Annotated in this window: 16 protein-coding genes; all 16 read left to right on the top strand. The window is 63.5% G+C overall.

All coding sequences use genetic code 11. The annotated features are described in order from the left end of the window. The first annotated feature begins 2 nt into the window (after positions 1 to 2). The 16 genes from murD to ACWF6P_RS31140 all read left to right on the top strand — a co-directional run bounded on the left by murD (position 3) and on the right by ACWF6P_RS31140 (position 17895). Positions 3 to 1526, top strand: a complete 1524-nt coding sequence (gene murD, locus ACWF6P_RS31215; RefSeq protein WP_452623625.1) for a UDP-N-acetylmuramoyl-L-alanine--D-glutamate ligase — start codon at positions 3 to 5, stop codon at positions 1524 to 1526. Beyond that, a complete protein-coding gene (ftsW, locus tag ACWF6P_RS31210) occupies positions 1523 to 3001 on the top strand; it encodes a putative lipid II flippase FtsW (RefSeq protein ID WP_452623624.1) in 1479 nt (492 codons plus the stop codon). The genes murD and ftsW overlap by 4 nt, the downstream gene beginning before the upstream one ends. Then, positions 2998 to 4167: an undecaprenyldiphospho-muramoylpentapeptide beta-N-acetylglucosaminyltransferase gene (gene murG / locus ACWF6P_RS31205; protein ID WP_452623623.1), complete on the top strand. Its 1170-nt coding sequence runs from the start codon at positions 2998 to 3000 to the stop codon at positions 4165 to 4167. The genes ftsW and murG overlap by 4 nt, the downstream gene beginning before the upstream one ends. After that, a complete protein-coding gene (gene murC, locus ACWF6P_RS31200; RefSeq protein ID WP_378448029.1) occupies positions 4164 to 5672 on the top strand; it encodes a UDP-N-acetylmuramate--L-alanine ligase in 1509 nt (502 codons plus the stop codon). The genes murG and murC overlap by 4 nt, the downstream gene beginning before the upstream one ends. Further along, positions 5669 to 6475 (top strand): cell division protein FtsQ/DivIB, encoded by an 807-nt coding sequence (locus ACWF6P_RS31195; protein ID WP_452623622.1) that lies wholly within the window; start codon positions 5669 to 5671, stop codon positions 6473 to 6475. The genes murC and ACWF6P_RS31195 overlap by 4 nt, the downstream gene beginning before the upstream one ends. A gap of 240 nt (positions 6476 to 6715) precedes the next feature. Continuing rightward, positions 6716 to 7903 (top strand): cell division protein FtsZ, encoded by a 1188-nt coding sequence (gene ftsZ, locus ACWF6P_RS31190; protein WP_230813510.1) that lies wholly within the window; start codon positions 6716 to 6718, stop codon positions 7901 to 7903. Positions 7904 to 8011: 108 nt separating this feature from the next. Further along, the gene (gene pgeF / locus ACWF6P_RS31185; protein WP_007733207.1) at positions 8012 to 8779 is read left to right on the top strand and encodes a peptidoglycan editing factor PgeF; all 768 of its coding nucleotides are present in this window, start codon (positions 8012 to 8014) and stop codon (positions 8777 to 8779) included. A 7-nt stretch (positions 8780 to 8786) separates the two neighbouring features. Next, positions 8787 to 9536 (top strand): YggS family pyridoxal phosphate-dependent enzyme, encoded by a 750-nt coding sequence (locus ACWF6P_RS31180; protein WP_378647139.1) that lies wholly within the window; start codon positions 8787 to 8789, stop codon positions 9534 to 9536. Between the two features lie 85 nt (positions 9537 to 9621). After that, entirely contained in the window at positions 9622 to 10272 is a 651-nt protein-coding gene (locus ACWF6P_RS31175; RefSeq protein ID WP_003941752.1) for a cell division protein SepF, read from the top strand. A gap of 189 nt (positions 10273 to 10461) precedes the next feature. Further along, positions 10462 to 10740 carry a YggT family protein gene (locus tag ACWF6P_RS31170; protein ID WP_003941780.1) on the top strand — a complete coding sequence of 93 codons (279 nt, stop codon included), beginning with the start codon at positions 10462 to 10464 and terminating at the stop codon, positions 10738 to 10740. Between the two features lie 126 nt (positions 10741 to 10866). Continuing rightward, entirely contained in the window at positions 10867 to 11694 is an 828-nt protein-coding gene (gene wag31, locus ACWF6P_RS31165) for a DivIVA-like cell division protein Wag31 (protein ID WP_003941722.1), read from the top strand. A 49-nt stretch (positions 11695 to 11743) separates the two neighbouring features. Then, complete coding sequence (locus ACWF6P_RS31160; RefSeq protein WP_317826362.1) at positions 11744 to 12052, top strand: hypothetical protein; 309 nt, start codon at positions 11744 to 11746, stop codon at positions 12050 to 12052. Positions 12053 to 12353: 301 nt separating this feature from the next. Then, positions 12354 to 15467: an isoleucine--tRNA ligase gene (gene ileS / locus ACWF6P_RS31155; RefSeq protein WP_452623621.1), complete on the top strand. Its 3114-nt coding sequence runs from the start codon at positions 12354 to 12356 to the stop codon at positions 15465 to 15467. Positions 15468 to 15535: 68 nt separating this feature from the next. Continuing rightward, positions 15536 to 15874, top strand: coding sequence for a TfoX/Sxy family protein (locus ACWF6P_RS31150; RefSeq protein WP_378647133.1), 339 nt, complete (start codon positions 15536 to 15538; stop codon positions 15872 to 15874). Positions 15875 to 15910: 36 nt separating this feature from the next. Next, positions 15911 to 17275 (top strand): DNA polymerase IV, encoded by a 1365-nt coding sequence (locus ACWF6P_RS31145; protein ID WP_452623620.1) that lies wholly within the window; start codon positions 15911 to 15913, stop codon positions 17273 to 17275. A 116-nt stretch (positions 17276 to 17391) separates the two neighbouring features. Further along, on the top strand, positions 17392 to 17895 hold the full coding sequence (locus ACWF6P_RS31140; RefSeq protein ID WP_452623619.1) for a hypothetical protein: 504 nt from the start codon (positions 17392 to 17394) through the stop codon (positions 17893 to 17895). Positions 17896 to 17945: the final 50 nt, after the last annotated feature.

The raw sequence follows: 17945 nt of genomic DNA, 5'->3' as shown, positions 1-17945 counted from the left end.
CCATGACCAGCTCAGCGGATTCCGAGAACGATCTGTCCTGGCTCCGCGGTACGCGAGTGCTGGTCGCCGGTGGGCGGGTATCCGGTCAAGCCACCATCGAGCCTCTAGTCGCACTCGGCGCCGTCGTGACGGTTGCCGATTCGACTCTGGACTTCGCGGAGCGCTGCGCCGAACTCGGCGCGGAAATGGTGACCACCACCTCGATCGAGGATGCCCCGGATTCGATCACCGACTACGGGCTCGTTGTCACCAGTCCCGGCTTTCGTCCGGATGCACCGATCCTGGCAGCCGCCGCCGGTCACGGGATTCCCATTTGGGGAGACGTCGAGTTCTCCTGGCGCGTCGACCACAGCGGGCACTTCGGCTCGCCGCGCAAGTGGCTCGTCGTGACGGGGACCAACGGAAAGACCACGACGACGTCGATGCTGGCCTCGATTCTCGACGCCGCCGGAGTTGTCGGCCGCGCCTGCGGGAACATCGGGCTGCCGATTCTCGACGCGCTCGCCGAGACGTCGCCGCGTGTGGAGTACCTCGCTGTCGAACTGTCCTCGTTCCAACTGCACTGGGCGCCTTCGGTGCGTCCAGATGCCGGCGTGGTCCTCAACGTCGCCGAGGATCACCTCGACTGGCACGGCGGAATGAGTGCGTACGCCGAGGCCAAGTCGCGGGCATTGAGTGGAAAGGTCGCGGTGGTCGGCCTCGACGACGCAATCGCGTCCGAGCTGGGAACTCGCGCCACTGCAGACAAAGTCACCGGGTTCAGAACGGGTGAACCGGGCGAAGGGGAACTGGGTGTCGACGGGGGATACCTTGTCGACAATGCGTTCGGCGATCACGTCCGCTTGGCCGAAGCGGCGTCCATAGATCCGGCCGGCCCCGCCGGCGTCATGGACGCGCTGGCCGCTGCCGCCTTGGCGCGGGCACTCGGATTCGACGCTGGCGTCGTCGAGCGCGGACTGGCCGCACACAAGGTCGGCCCACACCGCGGGGCCCTGGTCGGCCGTGTCGGCTCCGTTGTGTACATCGACGATTCCAAGGCCACCAATCCGCACGCGGCCAGACCGTCGATACTCGCGCACGATCGTGTCGTCTGGGTTGCAGGCGGTCTACTCAAGGGAGCAAGCGTCGACCAGTTGGTGAGCGAAGTCGGCCCGAGACTCTCCGGCGCTGTCCTTCTCGGCCGTGACGCTGGTGTGATCGAGGACGCGCTCGCGCGACACGCGCCCGATGTTCCCGTGGTGCACGTGATGTCGGGGGACGATGCAGTGGTGAGCGAAAACAGCAGCAACTCGACTCTCACCATCCGGCTGCCGTCGGGTGCCGACGCGGATGCCGTCATGGCCGCAGTGGTAGTCGAAGCTGCCGAATTGGCATCCCCGGGTGACGCCGTCGTACTCGCGCCGGCCGCCGCGTCCTTGGACATGTTTGTCAGTTACGGGCATCGCGGTGACAGCTTCGCTGCCGCAGTAGCCGCGCTGCCCGATCCGTATACAGATTCGCCTGGCGAAGCCGGGAACCTGCGATGACCAAGGGTCCCAAGACCCGAATCGGTGCCTGGTTGGCGCGGCCGTTGGCGTCGTTCCACCTGGTGGTGACGATTGCCACGATGTTGACTGTCTTGGGGCTCGTGATGGTTCTGTCGGCGTCGAGCGTCGAGCAGTACGTGTCCGGCGGCTCGGCATATTCGTTGTTCACCCAGCAGTTGATCTTCGCGATTCTCGGGGCGGTGCTCTTCTACGTCGCGCTGCGGATTCCGGCGAGAGTGCTCCGGCAGTATTCGTTTCCGTTGTTCGTCGTCGTGCTGATCATGCTGGTACTCGTCCTGATTCCGGGAATCGGCACCGAAGCGCAGGGCGCGCGTCGCTGGTTCAACGTCGGCGGATTCTCGGTGCAGCCCTCGGAAATCATGAAGGTCGCGTTGGCGATCTGGGGCGCACATCTGTTGGCCTCGAGGCGAGCGGACGATCGATCCGTGAAGTCGATCCTGATTCCGCTCGTGCCCGCAGCAATGCTGGTCTTCGCGCTGGTCGTCGCGCAACCGAACCTCAGTACGACCATCGCATTGGGAATCATCGTCGGGGCCCTGCTGTGGTTCGGTGGGCTGCCACTGAAGCTCTTCGGCTCGATCGCGGTGACGGGCGTCGTCGTGGCGGGCGTGCTGGCGATGACGGCCGGTTATCGTTCCGATCGAGTTCAAGCCTTCTTCAACAAGAGCGACGACCTGCAGGGCAACAACTATCAGGCCAAGCAGGCTTTGTATTCGCTCGCCGACGGGGGCGTTTTCGGACGCGGACTCGGTCAGAGCGTCGCCAAGTGGAACTACCTACCCAACGCGCACAACGACTTCATCTTCGCGATCATCGGCGAAGAGTTGGGATTTGTCGGCTGCGCAGTGGTGATCGGGTTGTTCGCTGTATTCGTCTACACGGGATTGCGGATCGCAGCCCGCAGCATCGATCCGTTCTGGCGGCTCCTGTCCGCCACCGCAACTACCTGGATCGTCGGCCAGGCAATGATCAACATCGGTTACGTCATCGGACTGCTGCCGGTGACCGGACTCCAGTTGCCCTTGGTCTCCGCCGGCGGTTCGTCCTTGGCGATCACACTGTTCATGTTCGGTGTCATCGCCAATGCAGCGCGCCACGAGCCCGAAGCAGTTGCCGCTCTGAACTCCGGGCAGGACGGCAAGATCTCGAAGTTGCTCAGACTGCCGAAGCCCGTGCTGTACCACCCGCCGTCAGGGGGCCGGCCGATCCGTCGACCGAAGCCCGCACGGCAGATCGAACCGGCACGCGGACGCGACGGCCGGCGCGCGATCGAGCCGGGCGATCGACGCAAGCGGGCAGATCAAGGCGCTCGTACTTCCGCGGATTCCACCCGAGGTGCGGCCGCTGGGTCACGGAAGCGCACCGCGGGAGGGCAGAATGGTCAGCGTCGGCAGGCGCCGACACGTAGGGCACAAGATCCACGAGAAGTTCGAGAGCGAGGAATTCGTAGGTGAGCGGCAATAAATCGGCTCTGTCGGTAGTGGTGGCAGGGGGAGGCACGGCTGGTCACATCGAACCCGCTCTTGCGGTCGCGGACGCGGTCAAGGCCGCTGCGCCCGACACGAGGATCACGGCACTCGGGACTGCGCGTGGTCTCGAAACCACCTTGGTGCCTGCGCGCGGCTACACGCTCGAGCTCATTCCGCCGGTTCCGCTTCCTCGTAAGCCCACGATGGATCTCGTCAAACTTCCGACACGCATCCTCGCGTCGGTGCGCAAGACCCGCGAGGTACTCGATTCCGTCGACGCCGACGTGATCGTCGGCTTCGGTGGCTACGTCGCGCTTCCGGCGTACCTTGCCGCCCGTGGTGGTGTTCTTCGTCGCCGACGCAAGATTCCGATCGTCATCCACGAAGCGAACGCCAGTGCCGGAATCGCGAACAAGATCGGTGCTCGCCTGGCGACGCGCGTGCTTGCTGCCGTTCCAGGGTCGGGTGTGAAGAACCGCGGCGATCAGGACGCCGAGATCGTCGGGATCCCGGTCCGGGCGTCGATCGCCAATTTCGATCGAGCGGGACTTCGTTCGCAAGCGCGCGAGTACTTCGGACTGCCGCAGGACGGTCCCGTTCTACTCGTCTTCGGCGGATCGCAGGGCGCGAAGTCGCTCAACGACGCGGTCTCCGGCGCTGCCCAGGAACTCGCGAAAGCGGGAATCTCGGTGCTGCACGCACACGGACCCAAGAACTCCCTCGAGGTCACGCAGTACTCGGAGACGGCACCGTACGTGGCTGTTCCTTATCTTTCGCGGATGGATCTCGCGTATGCCGCAGCCGACGCGACCATCTGTCGTTCTGGCGCGATGACGGTAGCCGAGGTCTCGGCGGTCGGGCTTCCCGCCGTTTACGTTCCCCTGCCGCACGGCAACGGTGAGCAGGAGCTCAACGCGAAACCCGTTGTCGCAGCAGGCGGCGCGATCATCGTCTCCGACAACGAACTCACGCCGACGTTCGTCGCCGGTACCGTCGTCCCGATGCTCAGTGACAGCGCGCGCCTCGACAAGATGAGCAGTGGCGCTGCCAACGTCGGACACCGTACGGCGGCAACCGAGATCGCACGGATCGTGCTCGACATCGCGGCAAAGGAAAACGCCGTCCAGGAAAACGCAAGGGGAAACCGATGACCGCGCTGCCCGCCCACCTCGAGCGAGTACACATGGTCGGAATCGGCGGTGCCGGCATGTCCGGCATCGCGCGAATTCTGCTTTCCCGCGGAGGCCTCGTCTCGGGTTCGGACGCGAAGGAGAGCCGAGGAGTCCTGGCGCTTCGTGCACGCGGGGCACAGGTCCGGATCGGTCATGACGCCGATGCTCTCGACCTGCTGCCAGGCGGGCCGACCGTCGTCGTCACGACCCACGCAGCCATCCCGAAGGACAACCCGGAACTCGTCGAGGCCGCTCGCCGCGGAATCCCGGTGATCCTTCGTCCGGCCGTTCTTGCATCACTGATGCAGGGCAATCGCACGTTCCTGGTTTCGGGTACACACGGCAAGACGTCGACGACCTCGATGCTCGTGGTTGCCCTGCAGCACTGTGGTTTCGACCCGTCGTTTGCCGTTGGCGGCGAACTCAACGAAGCGGGAACGAATGCCCATCACGGCAGCGGTGACGTCTTTGTCGCCGAGGCGGACGAGAGTGACGGGTCGCTCCTGCAGTACGACCCCAACGTCATCGTCGTGACCAACATCGAGGCCGATCACCTGGACTACTTCGGCAGCGTCGAAGCGTATGTGCAGGTGTTCGACGATTTTGTCGACAAGCTACGCCCGGGCGGGCTCCTGATTGTCTGCCTCGACGATCCGGGATCGGCGGATCTCGCGAAGCGAATCGTGGCCTCGGGTCGTTCGGACATCCGGGTGCTCGGTTACGGGTCCGCGGATGCGCAGGAAGTGGAGGCGGGCACTGCCTTCGAGCCTGTCGACGGTGTCGAGGTCGGAGTCCGACTACTGGGCTTCCACGCACACGACGTCGGGGGAGTCCTGCAGTTCCACCTGGCGGGGGAGAGCGCTGCGCGAACCGTGCGGATGGCAGTGCCGGGTCGGCACATGGCGCTCAACGCGCTGGCCGCCCTGCTGGCCGCCCGTGACGCCGGCGCCGAGACGGAGGAAATCGTCGAAGGGCTCGCCGGATTCGGTGGCGTCCACCGCCGGTTCCAGTTCACCGGGCGCGAGCGTGGTGTCCGGGTGTTCGACGACTACGCCCACCATCCGACCGAAGTTCGCGCGGTCCTCGGCGCGGCCGCGGATCTGGTTCGACCGGAAGATGATTCGTCGTCGACCAATTCGGCAGCCGGACGCGTAATCGTGGTATTCCAACCTCACCTCTATTCGCGCACAGCCGCGTTTGCCGAGGAGTTCGCGCAGGCACTGGACTTGGCCGACGAGGTAGTCGTTCTCGACGTCTACGGCGCTCGCGAAGAGCCGATGCCGGGCGTCAGCGGTGCGCTGGTCGCTCAATCGGTCACCAAACCTGTTCACTATCAACCTGATCTGTCCCAGGCGCCGAAGCAGGTCGCGGCGTTGGCTCACCCCGGCGACATCGTCATCACGATGGGTGCCGGTGATGTGACCATGCTCGGCAAACAGATCCTCGATGCTTTGCGTTCGGCGCCGCATCCCGCGCCGCGATGACACCCGACGCACGAAGTCGGCGCGGGCGTCGAGATCCTCAAGCCAGACGAGCCACCAGCACGCGTCGGCGCAGCACTCGCACCGAATCGCGATACTCGACGCGGTCGACGGAGCCGGCTCCCGAACCCACACCGACTCGTAAGTGGTTCAAGCGACCGCTGATCATGGCACCGCTGGCAATCGTGCTGGTGGTGGGAATTGCGCTGACGGCCTGGTTGTCTCCGGTGCTCTCGGTCCGGGGCACCGAAGTTCTCGGTGCGACGACCGTCAGTGAGGAACAGATCCTTTCACTGCTGGCCGTACCGACCGGTCAGCCGTTGATGCGGGTCGATACCGGCGCAGCCGCCGCACGTGTCGCGACGATTCCGAAGGTGGCCTCGGCCCGGGTGCAGCGGATGTATCCGTCGACCATCCGCGTCACGGTCACCGAGCGGGTACCGGTTGTCTTCGTCGACTCACCCGAGGGCGCACACCTGCTGGACGAGAAGGGCGTCGACTTCGAGATGGGCGTCCCACCGCCTGGGGTTCCGCGTCTGGTGACACCGACACCCGGGTGGAACGACGAACCCACGCTCGCCGCTCTCGCGGTGTTGTCGGTGTTGCCGCCGGATCTGAGGTTTCAGGTGGGAGAGGTTGCCGCTCGGTCGATTTCGAGTGTCTCGCTGACCCTGCTCGACGGTCGCGTCGTAAACTGGGGCGGTGTCGAGCACTCGGATCGTAAGGCTGCCGTGACGCTTCCGCTGTTGACCCAGCCGGGGCAGACGTACGACGTGTCCAGTCCCGATCTTCCGACGGTGCGATAGCGCACGGTGCGCTCGTGCGTCAGTGCGTGGCAAATACTTCGGTGTGTCTCGGCGCGCCTAATGGCGGAACGCGACGACGGTGCATAGCGTTTCGTTTCAGATCGAATACTTGACATAACTCTAACCCTGTGGTTGAGGTTTAGGGTTTATCTCGAACAACAGCAGCAGCAAACACAGCAGCAGTAAAAAGACAGCAGCACTGACAAGCAGCGTGAAACACGACACGGAAGGCGAGAGCCGATGACGCCCCCGCACAACTACCTCGCCGTAATCAAGGTCGTCGGCATCGGCGGCGGCGGCGTGAACGCAGTCAACCGCATGATCGAACAAGGACTCAAGGGAGTCGAGTTCATCGCGGTCAACACGGACGCGCAAGCCCTTCTGATGAGTGACGCCGACGTCAAGCTCGACGTCGGTCGTGAATTGACCCGTGGCCTCGGCGCCGGTGCTGATCCTGAAGTGGGTCGCAAGGCAGCCGAAGATCACAAGGACGAGATCGAAGAGGTCATCAAGGGCGCCGACATGGTGTTCGTGACCGCAGGCGAGGGTGGTGGCACCGGAACCGGTGGTGCCCCTGTCGTGGCAAGCATCGCCCGGAAGCTGGGCGCACTCACCGTCGGTGTCGTGACACGGCCGTTCTCCTTCGAGGGCAAGCGTCGTGGGGGACAGGCGGATACCGGAATTCAGGCGCTCCGCGAGTCCTGCGACACGCTGATCGTCATTCCCAACGATCGCCTGCTTCAGTTGGGTGATGCCGCAGTCAGCCTGATGGACGCGTTCCGCAGCGCCGACGAGGTACTCCTCAACGGCGTCCAGGGCATCACCGACCTCATCACCACCCCGGGTCTGATCAACGTCGACTTCGCGGACGTCAAGGGTGTCATGTCCGGCGCCGGCAGTGCGTTGATGGGCATCGGTTCCTCACGTGGTGAGGGGCGCGCGATCAAGGCGGCGGAATCCGCGATCAATTCGCCTCTCCTCGAAGCATCGATGGAAGGCGCCCGCGGCGTTCTGCTCTCGATCGCCGGTGGCAGCGATCTCGGCCTCTTCGAGATCAACGAGGCGGCGTCGCTGGTGCAGGAAGCTGCCCACATCGACGCCAACATCATCTTCGGAACGGTCATCGACGATTCGCTCGGTGACGAGGTTCGTGTGACGGTCATCGCTGCGGGATTCGACGGTGGAGCTCCGGCTCGTCGTCCCGTGGAGTCGACCGCGCAGGGACGTGGAGCGATCGGCGCGGGGCGTGCAGGTGAGGTCGGCCGGTCACCTGTTGCCGCCGAACCTGCTGGCGAACAGCCGATTTCCGCAGCGCGCGAGACCATCGGTTCGGGCAGCTTGCCTCCGATCGGTGGCCCACGCCATGCGCCGGTCCAGGAAGACGAGGGCGACGACGACGTCGATGTGCCCGTCTTCATGCGTCGCTGACGTAGGGCTACAAACAGTTTCGAGAACAGGGTGCCCGGAATTTCTGGGTACCCTGTTCTTGACTGGATGTCCGGTCACGTCTGAGCCGGACGACAACTTTCGACGTTTGTGAGCACACTTATCTTGAGTACCGAGAAGTCGACCACCCGCACCCGCATTCGCCGCGTCGTGACCAGCCGAGCCGGTGGTGTTTCCGCGTCGCCGTACGAGTCGTTCAATCTCGGCGATCACGTCGGAGACGATCCGGCAGCCGTCGATGCGAATCGCCGTCGTCTGGCACGCGAAATAGGCGTCGAGCCTGACCATCTCGTGTGGATGGAACAAATCCATTCGCGCAACGTCACTGTCGTGACGGAACCGACCGACGAGGTCATTCCGGTGACGGATGCTCTCGTCACCACCGTTCCCGGCCTGGCGCTCGCCACTCTCAGCGCAGACTGTGTTCCTGTACTTCTTTCCGACGAGGAGGCCGGTGTCATCGCGGCCGTTCATGCCGGACGGATCGGTGCCCGCATCGGTATCGTCCCGCGCGTCCTCGCGGAGATGGTGCGACAGGGCGCGGACGTCTCGCGTATCGGCGCCTTCCTCGGTCCGGCGGCGAGCGGACGCCAGTACGAGGTTCCCGCCGCGATGCGTGCCGACGTGGAAAAGCACTTGCCGGGCAGCGCAACTCGCACCGAGAAGGGCACACCGGGACTCGACCTGCGTGCGGGATTGCGTAAGCAGTTGCTCGCCGCGGGTGTGTCCGGTGTCGCCGAGGACCCGCGATGCACGATCGAGGACCGCGCGCTGTTCAGTCATCGCCGAGAATCACTGACCGGACGTCAAGCTGCAGTGATCTGGATGGAAGCGCCCGCAGCGCAGGAAACCGTCTAGGCACAAAATGCGACAGACGGAAATGCGGCTGACAGAAATATCGACGGCACTCGACTCGGTGAGGGCGCGACTGGCCGCCGCGTGCCTTGCGGCCGGTCGCGAAGTTTCCGACGTCGCACTGCTGCCAGTTACCAAGTTCTTTCCGGCGTCCGACGCCCGAATCCTGTACGAACTTGGCTGCCGTGAATTCGGTGAGTCTCGTGAGCAGGAAGCAGTGGAGAAGGTCGCGGATTTCGACGGCGCTGCTCGCAGCGGTGCGATCGACGATCCGGTTCGCTGGCACATGATCGGGCAGTTGCAGCGCAACAAAGCTCGGTCGGTAGCAAAGTGGGCCTACGCAATTCACTCGGTCGACAGTGCGCGGTTGGCTGATGCACTCGATCGGGCGGCGCTCGGCGCTTTGTCCGACGGCGAGCGCAAGGCGCCGCTGCGGGTGCTCATCCAGGTAAGTCTCGACGGAGACCCTGCGCGTGGCGGAGTTCCGACGGGGGAGTTAACCCCTCTTGCCGAGCGGATCGAATCAGCCGAAGGTCTCGAATTCGCGGGACTGATGGCCGTCCCGCCACTTGGATCAAATCCGGACGAGCAGTTCGAAATCCTCCGCAGGGCACATCTTTTGATTCTCGAATCGCATCCACGGGCAACCGAACTCTCCGCCGGTATGACCGGCGATCTGGAGGCTGCAGTGCGCCACGGTTCCACGTGCGTGCGTGTCGGAACCGCACTGCTCGGCTCACGACCAGTAATCTCGAGGTGATCGCTCAGGTGATCGCCCAACCCGTCCACACCGCTGCGACCGGTCGCAGTCGGATTGATTCCGCCGCGCCAAGGAAGGTCGATCAATGAGCAACCTGCATAAGTTCAAGGCTTACTTCGGCATGGTTCCCCTCGATGACTACGAGGACGAATACGTGGAGGAGCCCGATCAGGCTCGCCGCGCACCCCGTCGTAGTCACGACGGCTATGCCGAGCGCGACGACCGCGAGTTCGTCGAACCTGCCTTCTCGAAGGCTAGCTACGCGCCCAGTCGTCGTGACGAAGAGGACGCGGAGTTCGATCGTTACGATTCCCGGCCCCGCGTCGACACCGTTCCCAGTCGCAGTAGCCGCCCGGCGATGGCGCCGCGTCCGGCCAGCCGCGGCAACCTTGCGGTCGACGCGCGCGCCGAGCGACCCGAAGCGCGACGTGCGCCGGTTGTCGACGACGGCGGCCCGCTCGCCAAGATCACGACACTGCGTCCGCAGAGCTACGCAGAGGCCCGCACCATCGGTGAGCGTTTCCGCGACGGCACGCCCGTCATCATGGATCTGGTCGACATGAGCAACGCCGACGCGAAGCGTCTGGTCGATTTCGCGGCCGGCCTGGCGTTCGCATTGCGTGGTTCTTTCGACAAGGTGGCCACCAAAGTGTTTCTTCTCTCACCGGCTGACATCGACGTTTCCGCTGAGGAACGTCGTCGGATCGCCGAGACGGGTTTCTACAGCCAGAAATGATGGTCTCGACCGCAGTCCGGCCCCTGAGCAGGGGTGACGTGAGCACATTCGAACGGCGGCCCGTCTCGGCGGGCGCCGCATTCGGACCCATCGCCGGCCGTTACAAGACGGACTCGATGCGGACCGGTTCCGGAATTGCTGCGGTGTGTCTGTTTTGGACACAACGCAGAAGTCAGGCAGAGTGAGGGTGTGGACGCGCTTCTCTCTGTGATCTATCTGGTGCTGGTTGTCTTCTGGCTGTTGCTGATCGGCAGAGTGATCGTCGAGTTCGTTCGTTCGTTTGCCAGAGATTGGCGACCGACCGGATTGGTCGCAGTCATTCTCGAAACCATTTTTACGATCACCGATCCTCCGGTGAAACTGCTCCGCAGGTTGATCCCCCCGATCAACCTCGGTGGAGTTCGCTTGGATCTATCCATCATGGTCTTGCTTTTCATCGTCATCATCCTGATGTCGGTTGTTCGCTGAGCGCAGTCCGAGTGTGTGGTGTGCCAGAATGGAACCCATAACTCATACGGTGGTTCGCCACTACGTAGACTGTGTTGCAACTGAATGCTTGCTAGACCGCCAAATGACGCGTGAAGGGATCCTTCCATGCCGCAACTGACTCCAGCTGACGTGCACAACGTTGCGTTCAGCAAGCCGCCTATCGGCAAGCGTGGCTACAACGAGGACGAGGTCGACGCATTCCTCGACCTCGTCGAACAGGCGCTGTCGCAGCTCATCGAAGAGAATGCGGACCTGCGCCAGCGCGTAGGTGAGCTGGATCAGGAGCTCGCGGCTGCCAAGAAGTCGCCGGCACCTGCTCAGCAGGCAGCACCCGTCGCAGCGCAGCCCAAGCCGGAGCCCGCTCGGGTCGTCGAACCGCCCAAGCCTGCACCCGTTGCAGCTCCGGTTCCCGCCGCCGCTGCCGTTGCAGCGCCGCAGAGTGGCGACACCCACATGCAGGCCGCAAAGGTCCTCGGACTGGCTCAGGAGATGGCGGATCGCCTCACCAACGATGCCAAGACCGAGTCCGAGCAGCTGCTCGGCAGTGCTCGCACCAACTCCGAGCAGCTCATGAGCGAGGCTCGCAGCAAGGCCGACGGCATGATCGCGGATGCGCGCAACAAGTCGGAGGCAATGCTCACCGACGCTCAGACTCGCTCCGAGACCCAGCTTCGCCAGGCTCAGGAGAAGGCAGACGCTCTCAAGGCGGACGCCGAGAAGAAGCACACCGAAATCATGGCGACCATCAACCAGCAGCGTTCGGTCCTCGAGGGCCGTATCGAGCAGCTCAAGACGTTCGAACGTGAGTACCGGGTGCGCCTGAAGTCCTACCTGGAATCGCAGCTCGAAGAGCTCGAACAGCGTGGCTCGGCCGTTCCGGTCGACGGTGGACAGGATTCCTACAGTCCGTCCTTCGCCAAGGGAAACAGCTGACCGAGAGCGCCCCGTCGGCTCAGCTATCGGACCGGACAAAGGTTGATACGTGCTGGTCGTGACGTTGGTTCTCGCGGGAGTTGGCTTCGCGCTCCTGATCGTTGCCCTGACCACAGGGTCGCTGATCTGGGCGTGGGCATGTATCGCGATTTGTGTAGCAGGTGCCGTCCTCCTGCTGGTCAGTGCGCTGACCAGCAGGAAGGCGGTTCCTTCGTTGGATGACCCGGTATCGGGTAGCGGGATGTCGTCGCCTTACGGCCGAGCCGAGAGTTCCTCGGATTCCTCTACCGGTGATGCAGCCGCTGCCAACGATGACAATCCGGGCAATCATGGCGAATCGTCGGGCGGCAAGTCCTAGGCCCTACGGCAAGTCCTAGGCAGTACCGACACGTCCCACGGCAAGTATTAGACTGTCGATCACGAATACCTGGCTTTGATCCGGCAATCACCGGGGAGCTTTCGGAAGAACGGTTCTCTACGCTTTCACGCGTGCCGAGAACCCAGTAGAACCGAACGGGTGAGCCCGTCACAGCTCGATCGAGTGGCACCTCGAGATCCAAGCGCGGATCTGCGGGGTGCAAACGGGGTGGTACCGCGGTGTCGGCGCACAAGCGCCACGTCGTCCCCGTGCCGAGTCCGACTGGCACGAGGAGATCGCCATGGCGAGTAACGGGTATCCCAAAGTCGACTACGGTGTCCCCGCCGACACCGGAGTCAAGTTCCCCGATCTGGAACAGAAGGTCCTGAAACAGTGGGACGACGACGACACCTTCCGGGCATCGGTTTCCAATCGGGACGGTAACGAAGAGTTCGTTTTCTACGACGGACCGCCATTCGCCAACGGTTTGCCGCATTACGGCCACCTGCTGACGGGGTACGTCAAGGATCTGGTGCCGCGCTTCCAAACCATGCGTGGACGCAAGGTCGAACGACGCTTCGGCTGGGATTGCCACGGCCTTCCCGCAGAACTCGAAGCGGAGAAGCAGCTCGGTATCAAGGACAAAGCCGAGATCGAAGTCATGGGTCTGGCCAAGTTCAACGAGTACTGCAAGGCCTCGGTGCTCAAGTACACCGACGAGTGGCGCGACTACGTCACTCGCCAGGCACGTTGGGTCGACTTCGACAACGACTACAAGACCCTGGACGTCGACTTCATGGAGTCCGTCATGTGGGCCTTCAAGGAGCTGCACGACAAAGGCCTGATCTATCAGGGCTTCCGCGTGCTGCCCTACAGCTGGTACGAGCAGACTCCGCTGTCCAACCAGGAGACTCGCCTCGACGACGCGTACAAGATGCGTCAGGATCCCGCCGTCACGGTCGACATGCCGCTGGTCGCTCCGGGTTCACCACTCGACGGCGCAAACGCGATCATCTGGACCACGACCCCGTGGACGCTGCCGTCCAACTTGGCCACTGCGGTGCACCCCGAGGTCGACTACGTCCAGGTGCTCGGCGAGGACGGAAAGCGGTACGTACTCGCAGAAGCGCGGTTGGGCCATTACGCACGCGAGCTGGGGGAGGACCCCGAGGTCGTTTCCCGCCACAAGGGCGCCGAGCTGGTCGGCCTGTCCTACACGCCGCCATTCGACTTCTTCCTCGGACACCCGAACGCGCACGTCGTGCTCTCGGCCGACTACGTGACAACCGACTCCGGAACCGGAATCGTCCACCTCGCACCGGCTTTCGGTGAAGAGGATATGGACGTGGCCACAGCCAACGGTATCGAGGTCGTGCAGCCACTCGATCCGGGTGGAAAGTTCACCTCGATGGTTCCGCCGTACGAGGGCCTGATGGTGTTCGACGCCAATCCGGTCATCATCAAGGACCTCAAGGCCGCCGGAAAGCTGCTGCGGCACGAGACGATCGAGCACTCCTACCCGCACAGTTGGCGCAGTGGGCAGCCGCTCATCTACATGGCGGTTCCTTCGTGGTTCGTCGCGGTCACCAAGTTCCGCGATCGCATGGTCGAGTTGAACAAGGACATCACGTGGGTGCCCGAGCACATCCGTGACGGCCAGTTCGGCAAGTGGCTCGAAGGTGCACGCGACTGGAACATCAGCCGAAACCGTTACTGGGGCAGCCCGATCCCGGTGTGGGTGTCGGACGATCCGCAGTACCCGCGCACGGACGTGTACGGCTCGCTCGACCAGTTGGAGGCAGACTTCGGTGTGCGTCCGACCGATCTGCATCGCCCGATGATCGACGATCTGGTCCGCCCGAACCCGGACGACCCGACCGGGAAGTCGATGATGCGCCGCGTTCCCGAGGTGCTCGACTGCTGGTTCGAATCCGGTTCGATGCCGTATGCGCAGGTGCACTACCCATTCGAGAACCGTGAATGGTTCGAGGGTCATTTCCCGGGCGATTTCATCGTCGAGTACAACGGGCAGACTCGCGGCTGGTTCTACACGCTGCACGTACTGGCCACCGCACTCTTCGATCGTCCGGCCTTCAAAACCGTTGCCGCACACGGAATCGTGCTCGGTGACGACGGACTGAAGATGAGCAAGTCCAAGGGCAACTACCCGGACGTGAAGGAGGTGTTCAACCGCGACGGCAGCGATGCGATGCGATGGTTCTTGATGTCCTCGCCGATCCTGCGCGGTGGAAACCTCATCGTGACCGAGCAGGGCATCCGTGAAGGCGTACGTCAGGCTTTGCTCCCGCTGTGGAACGCCTGGAGCTTCCTGCAGTTGTACGCGCCGGAATCCGGTGTGTGGCGTACCGATTCGGAGAACATCCTCGATCAGTACATCCTCGCCAAGCTCGCCACCACCCGCGACGTGATCACCGAGGCACTCGAGGTCAACGACATCGCCGGCGCGTGCGACGAGCTTCGGTTGTTCTGTGACGCGCTCACCAACTGGTATGTGCGACGGTCTCGTTCGCGGTTCTGGGACGAGGATCGCGACGCGATCGACACCCTGCACACCGTGCTCGAAGTCGTGACGCGACTCGCTGCGCCGCTGTTGCCGCTGGTGTCCGAGGTGATCTGGCGCGGACTGACCGGGGAACGCTCGGTTCACCTGGCTGATTGGCCGGAGGAGTCGGAGCTACCCGCGAACCCCGAGTTGGTAGCGGCGATGGACGACGTACGGACCGTGTGCTCGACGGTGCTGAGCCTGCGCAAGGCGCAGAATCTGCGTGTTCGTCTTCCGTTGCCCGAGGTTACGGTTGCGGCGCCCGACGCCGAGCGTCTGCGTCCGTTCCTCGGACTGATCGCCGACGAGGTCAACGTCAAGAAGGTCGATCTGACCGATGACGTCGACGTGCACGGGCGCTTCGAGATCGCGGTGAATGCGCGTGCTGCCGGCCCGCGTCTGGGCAAGTCCGTTCAGACCGTCATCAAGGCGGTCAAGGCGGGCGACTGGACCGAGAACGCGGACGGCGTCGTGGTGGCGGCCGGCATCGAACTGCTGCCAGAGGAGTACACGCAGAAACTGGTTGCGGCCGAGCCGGATTCGACAGCTGCACTGCCGGACGGTGCGGGACTCGTCGTACTCGATTCCGTCGTGACGGAGGAACTCGAAGCCGAGGGTTGGGCGAAGGACCGTATCCGTCAACTGCAGGACGCACGCCGCGCCGCCGGTTTGGATGTCTCGGACCGGATCAGCGTGGTGCTCGAGGTTCCGCAGGACTGCAAGGAGTGGGCCGAGCGTCATCGGGAATTGATCGCCGGTGAGGTTCTGGCCACCTCGTTCTCGGTGGGCGAAGCGGGAGATGACGCCGTCGATCTCGGCGACGGTATCCGCGCTGCGATCACGAAGGTCTAGTTCCGACGCAACTACTCCGGCTCCCCGATGAATATCTACATGTCGGGGTGCCGGAGTAGTTTGCTCTCATGGGTACGAGCAAGGAAACCGTGGCGCGCATTCTCGAGCAGTTGGAGCCGCTCGACGTGCGGGCAAGGGCGATGTTCGGCGAGTACGGATTGTATTGCGACGACAAGATCGTGGGCTTGATCTGCGCAGACGTACTGTTCGTCAAACCCACCGAGGTCAGCGCTGAGTTCGGATCAGAGAGCGATCTGGCTCCGCCGTATCCGGGGGCGAAGGATTACTACCGGGTTCCGGAGGAAAAGCTGCAGGACATCGATCATCTGCACGCCTTCATCCAACGGACAGCCGACGTATTACCCCTGCCGAAGAAGAAGACGCCCAAGAAAAAGGCACGGACTTAAATTCGGCGCCCACTTCTGAGAGAACCGTAACTCCCGATGAATCAAGATGACCCCACACGAAGTCGCAGGTGGGTGCTGCATCTCGACATGGACGCGTTTTTCGCTTCCGCCGAGCAGTTGACCCGTCCCACGCTGCGAGGTCGCCCGGTGCTGGTCGGCGGCTTGGGCGGGCGCGGGGTGGTGGCTGGGGCAAGTTACGAAGCGAGAGTTTTCGGTGCGCGATCGGCAATGCCGATGCACCAGGCGCGCCGCATGGTCGGCGGCGGAGCGGTGGTATTGCCGCCACGGATGTCCCTGTATTCGGTTCTGAGCAAACGCACGTTCGACGCGTTGCGCCTTCGAATGCCGATCCTCGAGCAGTTGTCGGTGGACGAGGCTTTCGGGGAACCGGTGGAGTTGGCCGGTGTCGGAGCTGACGAGGTCCGCGCGTTTTGCGAGGATTTGCGGGAGTTGATCAAAGCCGAGACCGGGTTGGTCGCCTCGATCGGCGCCGGCGCAGGCAAGCAGGTGGCCAAGATTGCGTCGGGACTGGCAAAACCCGACGGCGTCGCAGTGATTCCTCCCGGGATGCAGCACGAGTTGCTCGATCCGCTTCCGGTGCGAAAGCTGTGGGGGATCGGTCCCGTCGCCGAGGAAAAACTCAAGCGTCTCGGCATCGAAACCATCGGTGGGTTTGCCCGCACACCCATATCGGAGGTGGCGTCGATACTCGGAACCACTGTCGGTCCGGGGTTGCATCGGCTTGCACAGGGGATCGACGACCGGCCGGTCGCGGAGCGTGCCGAATCCAAGCAGATCAGCGCGGAATCCACGTTCGCCGCCGACATCGTCACGATGGCGCAACTGCGCGCGGCCGTCGAAAGTAGTGGTCGTGCAGCATTTTCCAGGCTGGAGAAGGACGGAAGAGCCGCCCGTACCGTGGTACTGAAGCTCAAGAAGTCCGACATGAGCATCCTGACTCGGTCCGTGACGTTGCCGTTTGCCACCATCGACCGCCAAATCCTTGTCGCCGCTGCGCAGAAACAGGTCATCGACCCGCAGGAGTTGGGGCCGATTCGCCTGGTCGGTGTGGGATTCGCCGGTTTGTCCACGGTTCGCCAAGGATCACTTTTTCCCGAGTTGGATCAGGACGTTCCCGGCTATCCGGTCGAGACTCTCACCGGCGCTCTCGATGAGGCCGAACTCGACGCTCCGGTGGCCGCACGTGTCCCTCAGCGCTACTGGCACCCCGGCTTGGACGTCAAGCATCCAGAATACGGACACGGTTGGGTGCAAGGCGCGGGGCACGGTGTGGTGACGGTTCGCTTCGAAACCCGTTCCAGCGGAACGGGAATCGCCAAGACCTTCGCCGAATCCGATGAGGTGCTCGAGGTGGCAGATGCGGTCGACAGCCTTCTCTGAGGATGTCCTTAGACTTTTTCCGCTTACCGTTGGGTAATGTTGTCGACGATCCTCGAGCAAGCACGTTGTTCGACTGACGCTCGAATGTGAACACCCGAATGGATAGGACTGAGAAGTTGAAGCTTCAGAAGATGACCGTTGCAGCCGTGGCGATCGCAGCAGCCCTGACGATGACCGCTTGTGGCTCGGACGGAGGAGATTCCGACAAGACCACTTCGGCGAAGCCCACGACCACCACCTCTGCGGCACCTTCGACCACCGTTGAACTGCCGACGTCTGCTGAGCTCAACGGCAAGGTCGCTCAGGCACTCGACGAGAGCGTTCCGGCCGCAGACAAGGTCAACCTCGTCCAGGGCGCCGAGCAGGATCCCGAGCTGATCAACCAGGTCGCCGCTGCCGCCAAGGCTGCCGGCGCACAGGTCGAGATCCTCGACCCGGTCACCGACACGGGCAGCGACACGGCGGCCGCTTCGCTGAACATCGTCGTCAACGGTCAGCCGCTGCAGCAGGGCCTGCAGGCTTCGTTCGTCTACGAGGACGGCGTCTGGAAGCTCTCGAAGACCACCGCTTGCCAGATCGTCGGCGTGGCAGGTCTGACCTCGCCGGCTTGCGCTGCTTGATCTTTCGGTAGCACCTGAAACACCAGAGCGGCCGTCGACTCCCGAAAGGG

It is taken from the genome of Rhodococcus sp. NPDC055024 (assembly GCF_053608585.1).
The sequence above is the reverse complement of the archived record's forward strand: the minus strand, read 5'-3'. Positions and strand labels throughout refer to the sequence as shown.